This window comes from Achromobacter sp. UMC71, assembly GCF_014170305.1.
GTDB lineage: Bacteria > Pseudomonadota > Gammaproteobacteria > Burkholderiales > Burkholderiaceae_B > Achromobacter.
On sequence record NZ_LZZT01000047.1, the window covers coordinates 158340 to 167237 of the forward strand.

The window sequence follows — 8898 nt, forward strand, 5'->3', positions numbered from 1 at the left end:
GGTCAGGGGCGGATGATGATGGGCGGCGGGTTGATGATGATGGCGGGTGCGGGCATCGGCACCATGACCGGTTGCGGTGCGCCGTAACCGTAGCGGTAGTCGTCGCGGCACTTGCGCTTTTCGCGGTAGTCGCCGTTGCGCTTCCACTTGCGCTCGACCTCGCAGGCGCCGTCCCAGTACTTCTCTTTATACTCGCCACGGCCATGGCCGTGGCGGTGATGATGCCGATCGGAATCCGCTTCGGCCGCAAGTGGCGCCAGCGTCATCAGCGTGGCCGCGGACAGGGCGAGCAGGGTCGAGGGGGCGCGTCGGGGACTCGGTTTTTTGTGATTGTTGTGCATGGCATCGTCGTCAGATGAAAACGGCGTCACCTTAGCAACCAATCGATTGACCGGGCGTAGGGATGGGTAACGAGATGCAGGGAAGGGGGAAGTGCAGGAGGGAAAATACTGGAGGCGCAAGCCGGAATCGAACCGACGTACACGGATTTGCAATCCGCTGCATAACCACTCTGCCATTGCGCCAGTACTGCAAGAAAAAAGGAAGCGCGGTGTTGGCCGTTGCTTCCTTTTTGTATTTGGAGCGGGAGACGAGTCTCGAACTCGCGACCTCAACCTTGGCAAGGTTGCGCTCTACCAACTGAGCTACTCCCGCTTGGGGTACTGCTGGCTTGTTTTCAAGCCGTTGTTTTCCAGCCGTACTGCATCTGTTTTTGGCAGGGCTTTTCGAAAAAGGCCGTGTCCACCAAAGACAGCGATTATACACAGTTTTCCGAATTGTGCCGATGCATGAGCCGGAAACCGGATCATCCAACAACGTAGCGGCGGTAATGAAACGGCCTGCTGCGTAAGTGTTGGAGCGGGAGACGAGTCTCGAACTCGCGACCTCAACCTTGGCAAGGTTGCGCTCTACCAACTGAGCTACTCCCGCGCGGGGCACTGCGGTACTGCTTTGAAGAGGCGAGAGTATACATCAAATCGCGCAAGGGTCAACGAAGGGCTGCGCCGATGCGCGCTTGGCGTGGGGGCTTGGCGGTGCCATGGTTCGAGCGTGCATCATGGCCCAGCCCAAATTGCGCTTCTTGGCGCTTTTGCGCCGTGTCGTGCCGTTGCACTATGCCGGTACGCGGTGTCGTCCGCAACCCATCGAAAAAAGGTACGAGTGAAATGAGCCAGCGTTTGAATTACTTCCAGGTGTCCGCTGATCTGTCCAAGCACTACATGGACTTCAGCGCTTCCCTGAAAAAGAAGGCCGTCATCAAGGAGTTCAACGATCTGGTGACGATCCGCGCCTCGCAGATCAACGGCTGCGGTTTCTGCCTGGATATGCACATCAAGCAGGCCAAGATCGGCGGCGAGCGTGAACTGCGCCTGCACCACATCGCCATCTGGCGTGAATCCCAGCTGTTCAGCGCCCGCGAACGCGCCGCGCTGGCATGGACCGAGGCCCTGACCGTGCTGCCCCCGCACGGCGTGTCCGATGCCGTCTACGAGCAGGTCCGTGGCCAGCTGTCCGAAGAAGAGATCTCGGACCTCACCTTCCTGGTGGTGGGCATCAACGGCTGGAACCGCCTGAACGTGGCGTTTCGCACCGAGCCCGGCTCGGCGGATGCCGCGTTTGGCCTGGACAAGGCCGGCTTGAACTGATGTTGGCGCAGCGGGGCGCCCGCTGTCATCGAAAGGCCTGCCCATCCGGGCAGGCCTTTTCACATCAGCGCCAGAATGCGCCGGCCTAGCTGTTCGGCGCGTTCCTGCGATTCGATATTGGTAAAGCTCATCAGCAGGCCTGATCCGCAAGGCGCCGCCGTGGACCAGCGCGACAGCGCGTGCGCATAGATGCCGTTTTCGACCATGCGGCGGGCCAGCGGGCGGTCGGTATGGTGCCCCTTCATCTTGACCAGCAGGTGCATGCCGCCCGGCTGTGGATTGATGGGCATGCCGGGCCCGAATACCTTGGCGAGCCCCGCGGCCGTGGCCTCGCGGCGTTCCGAATACAGCCGCCGCATCCGCTGGATGTGCCGCGCGAAATGCCCCTCGGTCATGAATGCGCAGACCAGCGCCTGGGTCAGCCCCGGAATGCCGTTGCCGAGCACCCGGTTGACGTCCTCGAAGCGCCGGATCTGCGCGTCGGGCACCACCAGGTAGGCCAGGCGGATACCGGGAAACATGACCTTGCTGAAGGTGCCCGCGTACAGCACCCGGCCATGGCGGTCCAGGCTTTTCAGTGCTGGCAGGGGACGGCTGATGTAGCGGTATTCGCCGTCGTAGTCGTCTTCAACGATCCAACGCTGATTGCGCTCGGCCCATTCCAGCAACTGCTGGCGCCGGGTCAGCGACAGCGTCACGCTCAAGGGGCTTTGATGCGCGGGGGTCACCACCGCGGCGCTGGCGTCGGGGGCTTGCTCGATGCCTCGCGACACCATGATGCCTTCGGCGTCCACCTCGACGGGGACGCGTTCCAGCCCGGCGTGGGTCAGCAGCTCGCGCGTGGGCGGATAGCCCGGATCTTCCACCCAGGCCTGCTGGCCGGGCTGCAGCAGCGCCTGGATCACCAGGTTCAGGCTTTCGCGGTAGCCGGACGTGATGAAGACCTGGGCCGGCGTGCAGTGGATACCGCGGGCCACTTGCAGGTGGGCGGCGATGGCGGTGCGCAGCGCGGGCAGCCCGTCGGCCGGCGGATAGGACAGGTCGGCTGCCTGCGTGGCGCGCAGGTGCCGGGCGCCCAGCCGTGCCCAGATCTTGCGCGGAAACGCGTCCAGCGCGGGCAAGCCCATCTGGAAGGGCAGCAGCGACGGCGGCTGGCGCCAGGTGTCCGGATCCGGCTTGGCCGGCGCGGGCGGCGGCTTGGGGGCCGGTTGCGCATGCAGCCCGGGCGTCACCACCGTGCCGGCTTGGCCGCGCGGCTGCACATAGCCTTCGGCATGCAGCAGCGAATAGGCCATCTCGATCGTGCCACGGGCCACGCCCAGGTCCTTGGCCAGCGCCCGCGCCGACGGAATCCGGTCGCCGGGCTTCAGCGTGCCCTGGGCGATGGCGCCGCGGAAGCGGTCATAGATCTGGCGGTATAGCGGCTCGTCGCTGGCAGCGGCGGACGGCGGAAGGCTGTCGATGGGAGACCGCGTCATGGCCTAGTCCAAAGTTCAATTTATGGTTCTTCAAATTATGGCATGGGCTGACTAGCATGAGGTCTGCGTCGGCCGTTCCGGCCGCGGACCAACCCGGTCACGGCATCGCAGCCGAGTCCGGCAAGACAGGACAGTCATGAATCATCAGGACATACGCCATATCGAAACCGCCGAGGCGCTGCGCGCCTGCTTCCCGGTCATGCGGGAGTTGCGTCCGCACTTGGCCGGCGAGGCCGACTTCGCCGCCCGCATCGCCCGCATGCGCGCCGAGAACTACGCCTTGCTGGCGGTCTGGGAGGGCGGCGAACCCGTCGCGCTGGCCGGTTACCGCTACCAGGAAAACCTGATCTACGGCCGCTTCCTGTACGTGGACGATCTGGTCACCACTGAGCGCAGCCGCGGCGGACGCCATGGCGCAAGCCTGTTGCAGGCGCTGGAAGGCATTGCCCGCGATGCCGGCTGCGCCAAGCTGGTGCTGGACACCGGCCTGGGCAACGCCCTGGCGCAGCGCTTCTACTTCCGCCAGGGGCTGTTGACCGGCGCGATGCGTTTTTCGAAGGTCCTGGGAGAGCAAGCGGCATGAGCGTCCTGCGTTTGACTTGCAGCCCGCGCGGCGTGGGCTCGGAAAGCCATCGGCTGTCCCAATCCGTGGTGGAACATCTGGCTCGGCATGACCCCGTGCGCGGCCGCGACATCGTCGAAATCGATGCCAACTTGCTGCCGCACGTGGACGTGGACTATGCCCATGCCCTGGGCTCGCCCGCCGACCCCGGCAGTGACGTTTGCGGCCGCGGCTCGCTGCGTCAGTCCGATCAGTTGATCCAGTCGTTGTCCGACGCGGACTACGTCGTCATCGCCACGCCGATGCACAACTACACCGTGCCATCGGCCCTGAAAGTCTGGATCGATCACGTCGTGCGGGTGCGCAGCACCTTCAGCGTGACGCGCGAAGGCAAGGTCGGCGTGCTGGCCGACCGGCCGGTATTCGTCGCCGCGTCATCGGGCGGCCTGTTCTCGGGGCCTGATGCGCGGCAGCCCGATTTCCTCACACCGTACCTGAAGGCGGCCTTGGCCACGATCGGTCTGAAGCGCCTGGCATTCTTCTCGGTGGAGGGCACCGCCATGGGCGGACAGGCGCTGGAATCGGCCAGGCTGCGCGCGCAGGAGCAGATAGCGGGGCATTTCGCGGCGATGTGATGCTGTCTTGCCATGCTCGTTGCCAGGTCTCTGGCGGCGCTTGCGGTGTTTGCCTCCAGTGTGCGCGCCGAGGTCTGGCGCCGTTACCGGCGGACCTCGGTGACCTGCAGGTAGCCGGAGGCGAACGGCTTGATCGTGCAATGCGTCGGCGGGTCAGGGAACAGGTCTTGAGAAAAGATCAGCCCGGCATAGTCCAGGTCGTTGTCTTCTTCGGGAGTGGCAAACGCCAGCAGGTCGTAGGCTTCACCGCCGAAAAGGGCGCGGCGATACCCAGAGAGCGCTTGCAGGCGTGCATGGAGCGCGTCGCGGATTATTTCCAGCGGCTGCGCATCGCATAGCTCCGGCCGTGACGGTAGCGTTGGGGGAATGCCATAACCCATTCCTTGCGGCCACACCTCGACAAACCAGAGGCCCCTTTGATGGCTCCGGTGTGTCGCGCAGATTGCCGGTGCGCCATCGGGCAACTCGACCACGAATTCGTGGAAGTGCGCCACAGCGGCTGCGGCCATGTCCGCATTCGCGCCGCAGTCGATGCCGAGATTGAAGTACGTTGCCATGACTTCCTGTGCGGACGTATTGCCCGATCTTTCAGGCGCAGGCTGTGGCCGCTTTCCCGAATACGTTCATTGCGCCATCCACACGTCTTCGTAGCCCTGGTCGTCAATGATGAATTTTGCGCCGGGTGGCAGGTGCAGGTAGTTGATGACCTGCGGCAGCAGCTCGGTCAGGTGCGCGGTGTGGACGGGTTGATAGAAGTCTGCCGCATCGGAGTATTCGCCGCAATGGATGAACCAGCTGATGGTGCCATTTTGCGGCAGGGCGATGCGGGTGCCGTAGATGGGCATCTGCCCCAACGTGGGCATGGCGACGGCGATCCTGTCTTCAGGAGGCGTGTCAGCCAGGCCATATTTGGCGCACATGCCATTGCGTGCTTGCATACCGGGAGCCCCTTGCTACATGCGGCGATCTGGCGCGCCAATGAAAAAAGGGCCCGCAGGCCCTTTCGTCAATCTGCACAGCGGTGGTGAAACGCGCTACGCATCAAAATTTGGAGCGGGAGACGAGTCTCGAACTCGCGACCTCAACCTTGGCAAGGTTGCGCTCTACCAACTGAGCTACTCCCGCATGGGTTCGCAGTGCCCAGCGCGATGCTGGTTGCCTTGCGGCGTGCAAACCATTTTTTATTGCCAACCCCAGTTCGGTTGCTCTTGGGTTTAACCCCGGGTTTTAACCCTTGGTTTTAACCCTTGGCTTTAACCTTGGCAGATACCTTTTCTGGCGTTGCCCGATCAACTTGGTTATCGATCAGAAGGCGCGCATTCTACATGATTTTTTTAGATCGTGCTGGCCGCTGGCAGGTTGCCGGGGCAGGCGGATCGCGCTGAACTGGGCAATATCGGGGTTGACCGTGCTGCCAAGCTCAATCAAGTAATATGAGCGAAGACCAAAAATATAGCATAGCCAGTAGTATCCATGTCAAATTCTCCCGCTACGGCGCCTGTGCTGGTTCCCCGGCAGCAGGACCTATCCGCCCTGAATACGCTGGGTCTGGCCGCGACGGCCGAGGCTTGCGTGACCCTGGACGCCGCCGCCCAATTGCCGGCGCTGTCCGATCTGGCCGTGCGCAGCGGCGGCCCCCTGCTGGTGCTGGGCGGGGGCAGCAATCTGGTGCTGCCTCAATCCGTTCCGGGGCTGGTGGCGCGGGTGGCGCTGCGCGGCGTGCGTTTGTTGCGGGTATCGCCTGACGCCTGGCTGGTCGAAGCCGCGGGTGGCGAGACCTGGCATGGTTTCGTGGCCGAATGCGTGCGCCAGGGCTGGGACGGGCTGGAAAACCTGGCCTTGATTCCCGGCACGGTGGGCGCGGCGCCCGTGCAGAATATCGGCGCCTACGGCGTCGAGCTGGCCGACCGGTTCGACAGCCTGACGGCCTGGGATGTACGCGCGGGCCGCTATGTCGAGATGAACGCGGCGGACTGCCGCTACGCCTATCGCGATAGCGTGTTCAAGCACCAGCCGGCGGGCAGCTGGGTCATCGTCTCGGTGCGTTTCCGGCTGCCGCGGCCTTGGCAGCCGGTGCTGGGTTATCCGGATCTGCAGCGCCATCCGCGGCTGGCCCAAGGCGAGCCGGCCGCGCGCGACATTTTCGACGCGGTGTGCGAAATCCGCCGCGCCAAACTGCCGGACCCGGCCGTCACTGGCAATGCCGGCAGTTTTTTCAAGAATCCGATTGTCTCGGCCGCGCAGCGCGATTCGCTGTTGGCGCAGCACCCCGCGATGGTGTCGTATCCGCAGCCGGACGGGCGCTACAAGCTCGCGGCCGGTTGGCTGATCGACCAGTGCGGCTGGAAGGGCCGCAGCCTGGGCCCGGCCGGCGTGCATGATCGCCAGGCGCTGGTGCTGGTGAATCGCGGCGGCGCCACGGCCGCCGACATCATGGCGCTGGCGCGGGCAATCCAGGCCGATGTGTCCGAGCGCTACGGTGTGATGCTGGAACCCGAGCCGGTGGTGGTCTAGGCCTGTGCGGAGGCGCCTTCTAGTGTGAACAGGCCCTAGTCCCGCCGCAGCTGGCAAAAGCGCAGCCATGAAAAAAGGACCCGAGGGTCCTTTTTTCGTGGGCAGGCTATGGCGCCGGGATCAAAGCCCCAGCACCGCCTGCATGTCGTACAGGCCGTTGTGCTTGCCTTCGAGGAAGCGCGCGGCGCGCAGCGCGCCTTCGGCATAGGTGGCACGGCTGGCCGACTTGTGGGTGATTTCGATGCGCTCGCCGATGCCGCAGAACGACACGGTGTGATCGCCGACGATGTCGCCGCCGCGCAGTACCGAGAAGCCGATGGTGCCGGGCTTGCGCACGCCGGTGTCGCCGTGGCGGCTCCAGGTGGCGACGTCGGGCAGCGCCACATCCCAGGCGGACGCAATGGTTTCACCCATTTTGAGGGCGGTGCCGGACGGCGCATCGACCTTGTTGCGGTGGTGCGCTTCGAAGACTTCGACGTCGTAGCCGGAGTTCAGGATGCGCGCGGCCATGTCCAGCAGCTTGAGCGTGGCGTTGACGCCCACGCTCATGTTGGGCGCGAACACGATGGCGGTCTTTTGCGCGGCCACTTCGATGGCGGCGCGGCCGTTGTCGTCAAAACCGGTGGTGCCGATGACGGCCTTCACGCCCAGCTTGGCGCAGGCCTGCAGGTGTTCCAGCGTGCCCTCGGGGCGCGTGAAGTCGATCAGGCAGTCGGCGTTGGCCAGGGCGTCCAGGTTGTCGGTGATGGCGACGCCGGTCTGCTGGCCCAGCGGGGCGCCCGCGTCCTGGCCCAGGGCCGTCGAGCCCTTGCGGTCGAGCGCCACGGCCAGTTGCAGGCCATCGGCTTTCAGGACGGCGTCGATCAGCATCTGGCCCATACGGCCGCTGGCGCCGGCAATAGCAATACGCATGTGGTGAATCCTTGGGTTAGCGCAGCGGCTCGGGGGCGTTGCCAGGCTGGCCGGGGTATTGGTTCATGGGGCTGACGGGGGCGGCGGCGTCACGCTTCTTTTGGTCTGCTTCCTGTTGGCGCCGGGCTTCGTCTTCGCTCAGGCGCTTGTCGGCCTTTTCATCGGCAACAGCGTCGGGCGTGTTCAGCTGATAGGGCTGCAGGTCAGGCTGCTTGTCGCCTTCCCAGCGCGTCAGGCGGTCGTTCTCGAACCAGACGGTGAATTTGCGTTCTTGGGCTTGGCCGTAGCCGGGCTTGAAATAGTAGGGGTAATCCCAGCGGTTGGCGTGCAGCACGCTGGTCAGCGTGGGGCTGCCCAGGGCGAAACGCACCTGCTCGCGCGTCATGCCGGGCTGCAGCAGGGCGACCTGCTCCTGGGTGATCCAGTTGCCTTGCTGAACGCCGGCCTTATAGGGGAAGCCCCATTTGTTTCCCGTGCAGCCAGCCAGGGCGACGGCCAGGGCGGCGATGGCCAAACCGGTCTTGAGCGAGCGGGAAGGAATTCGTGCAATCATGGACACTACGCGCCCCTATTATTTGGAAGCAGACAAAACCGTTATCATAAAGGTTTCATAAGGATAGTTCTGCGGGGCGGCAGGAATTCTGGTGGGGCCGGCTCGCGGTTACCCGGTATCCTTGCCCATGCCAACGCGGACGGAGAGCGATTACACCATGAGCGACCAAAGCGAACTGAAAAACATGGGTTTGAAGGCGACGTTTCCCCGCCTGAAAATTCTTGATATCTTCCGTAAGTCCGACCAGCGCCACCTCAGCGCCGAAGACGTCTACCGCGCCCTCATCGGCGAAAACGTCGAAATCGGCCTGGCCACCGTCTACCGCGTGCTGACCCAGTTCGAACAAGCCGGCATCCTTGCCCGCAGCCAGTTCGACAGCGGCAAGGCCGTGTTCGAGCTCAACGACGGCGATCACCACGATCACCTCATCTGCACGAACTGCGGCAAAGTGGTCGAGTTCTCGGACCCGGACATCGAAAAGCGCCAGCAAAAGATCGCCAAGGACAACGGCTTCGCGCTGGAAAGCCACGCCATGGTGCTTTACGGCATCTGCGGCAGCTGCCTGAAAGGCCGCTGAGCTTTTCTTCGCGGGACCCAC

At 64.1% G+C, this 8898-nt stretch carries 11 protein-coding genes and 4 tRNA genes; 5 read left to right on the top strand and 10 right to left on the bottom strand.

The window, feature by feature from the left end; genetic code table 11:
- Window positions 1-2: 2 nt before the first annotated feature.
- The 4 genes from A9974_RS23410 to A9974_RS23425 all read right to left on the bottom strand — a co-directional run bounded on the left by A9974_RS23410 (window position 3) and on the right by A9974_RS23425 (window position 930).
- A complete protein-coding gene (locus A9974_RS23410; protein ID WP_183006615.1) occupies window positions 3-341 on the bottom strand; it encodes a hypothetical protein in 339 nt (112 codons plus the stop codon).
- 109 nt (window positions 342-450) lie between these two features.
- Window positions 451-524: transfer RNA gene (locus A9974_RS23415), tRNA-Cys, on the bottom strand.
- A gap of 54 nt (window positions 525-578) precedes the next feature.
- Window positions 579-654: transfer RNA gene (locus tag A9974_RS23420), tRNA-Gly, on the bottom strand.
- 200 nt (window positions 655-854) lie between these two features.
- Window positions 855-930, bottom strand: a tRNA-Gly gene (locus A9974_RS23425).
- A gap of 236 nt (window positions 931-1166) precedes the next feature.
- Between A9974_RS23425 and A9974_RS23430 the strand changes: the two genes are divergently transcribed.
- Complete coding sequence (locus A9974_RS23430; RefSeq protein ID WP_183006616.1) at window positions 1167-1646, top strand: carboxymuconolactone decarboxylase family protein; 480 nt, start codon at window positions 1167-1169, stop codon at window positions 1644-1646.
- A gap of 59 nt (window positions 1647-1705) precedes the next feature.
- Here A9974_RS23430 and A9974_RS23435 read toward each other — a convergent pair whose 3' ends face one another.
- On the bottom strand, window positions 1706-3124 hold the full coding sequence (locus A9974_RS23435) for a PLP-dependent aminotransferase family protein (RefSeq protein ID WP_183006617.1): 1419 nt from the start codon (window positions 3122-3124) through the stop codon (window positions 1706-1708).
- Between the two features lie 136 nt (window positions 3125-3260).
- Between A9974_RS23435 and A9974_RS23440 the strand changes: the two genes are divergently transcribed.
- Entirely contained in the window at window positions 3261-3707 is a 447-nt protein-coding gene (locus A9974_RS23440; protein WP_183006618.1) for a GNAT family N-acetyltransferase, read from the top strand.
- A complete protein-coding gene (locus A9974_RS23445; RefSeq protein ID WP_183006619.1) occupies window positions 3704-4321 on the top strand; it encodes an FMN-dependent NADH-azoreductase in 618 nt (205 codons plus the stop codon). Before A9974_RS23440 ends, A9974_RS23445 begins: the two co-directional genes overlap by 4 nt.
- A gap of 83 nt (window positions 4322-4404) precedes the next feature.
- Here the strand turns inward: A9974_RS23445 and A9974_RS23450 are convergent, their stop codons facing one another.
- From A9974_RS23450 to A9974_RS23460, 3 genes are all read right to left on the bottom strand, one after another.
- Complete coding sequence (locus tag A9974_RS23450) at window positions 4405-4878, bottom strand: hypothetical protein (RefSeq protein ID WP_183006620.1); 474 nt, start codon at window positions 4876-4878, stop codon at window positions 4405-4407.
- Window positions 4879-4944: 66 nt separating this feature from the next.
- Window positions 4945-5259: a hypothetical protein gene (locus tag A9974_RS23455; protein WP_183006621.1), complete on the bottom strand. Its 315-nt coding sequence runs from the start codon at window positions 5257-5259 to the stop codon at window positions 4945-4947.
- Window positions 5260-5370: 111 nt separating this feature from the next.
- Window positions 5371-5446 (bottom strand) — tRNA-Gly (locus A9974_RS23460).
- Window positions 5447-5794: 348 nt separating this feature from the next.
- Between A9974_RS23460 and murB the strand changes: the two genes are divergently transcribed.
- Window positions 5795-6835 carry a UDP-N-acetylmuramate dehydrogenase gene (gene murB / locus A9974_RS23465; RefSeq protein ID WP_183006622.1) on the top strand — a complete coding sequence of 347 codons (1041 nt, stop codon included), beginning with the start codon at window positions 5795-5797 and terminating at the stop codon, window positions 6833-6835.
- Between the two features lie 120 nt (window positions 6836-6955).
- Here murB and dapB read toward each other — a convergent pair whose 3' ends face one another.
- Together dapB and A9974_RS23475 are read right to left on the bottom strand one after the other, a co-directional pair.
- Window positions 6956-7747, bottom strand: coding sequence for a 4-hydroxy-tetrahydrodipicolinate reductase (dapB, locus tag A9974_RS23470; protein ID WP_183006623.1), 792 nt, complete (start codon window positions 7745-7747; stop codon window positions 6956-6958).
- A 16-nt stretch (window positions 7748-7763) separates the two neighbouring features.
- The gene (locus A9974_RS23475; protein ID WP_183006624.1) at window positions 7764-8300 is read right to left on the bottom strand and encodes an outer membrane protein assembly factor BamE; all 537 of its coding nucleotides are present in this window, start codon (window positions 8298-8300) and stop codon (window positions 7764-7766) included.
- Window positions 8301-8457: 157 nt separating this feature from the next.
- On the opposite strand from A9974_RS23475, the gene fur reads away from it, so the two are divergent.
- Entirely contained in the window at window positions 8458-8877 is a 420-nt protein-coding gene (gene fur, locus A9974_RS23480; protein WP_006223539.1) for a ferric iron uptake transcriptional regulator, read from the top strand.
- Window positions 8878-8898: the final 21 nt, after the last annotated feature.

Bases quoted from the DNA above. Each gene is read 5' to 3' on its own strand.
- A9974_RS23410 (WP_183006615.1), bottom strand. From the start codon at position 341: ATGCACAACAATCACAAAAAACCGAGTCCCCGACGCGCCCCCTCGACC.
- A9974_RS23430 (WP_183006616.1), top strand. From the start codon at position 1,167: ATGAGCCAGCGTTTGAATTACTTCCAGGTGTCCGCTGATCTGTCCAAG.
- A9974_RS23435 (WP_183006617.1), bottom strand. From the start codon at position 3,124: ATGACGCGGTCTCCCATCGACAGCCTTCCGCCGTCCGCCGCTGCCAGC.
- A9974_RS23440 (WP_183006618.1), top strand. From the start codon at position 3,261: ATGAATCATCAGGACATACGCCATATCGAAACCGCCGAGGCGCTGCGC.
- A9974_RS23445 (WP_183006619.1), top strand. From the start codon at position 3,704: ATGAGCGTCCTGCGTTTGACTTGCAGCCCGCGCGGCGTGGGCTCGGAA.
- A9974_RS23450 (WP_183006620.1), bottom strand. From the start codon at position 4,878: ATGGCAACGTACTTCAATCTCGGCATCGACTGCGGCGCGAATGCGGAC.
- A9974_RS23455 (WP_183006621.1), bottom strand. From the start codon at position 5,259: ATGCAAGCACGCAATGGCATGTGCGCCAAATATGGCCTGGCTGACACG.
- murB (WP_183006622.1), top strand. From the start codon at position 5,795: ATGTCAAATTCTCCCGCTACGGCGCCTGTGCTGGTTCCCCGGCAGCAG.
- dapB (WP_183006623.1), bottom strand. From the start codon at position 7,747: ATGCGTATTGCTATTGCCGGCGCCAGCGGCCGTATGGGCCAGATGCTG.
- A9974_RS23475 (WP_183006624.1), bottom strand. From the start codon at position 8,300: ATGATTGCACGAATTCCTTCCCGCTCGCTCAAGACCGGTTTGGCCATC.
- fur (WP_006223539.1), top strand. From the start codon at position 8,458: ATGAGCGACCAAAGCGAACTGAAAAACATGGGTTTGAAGGCGACGTTT.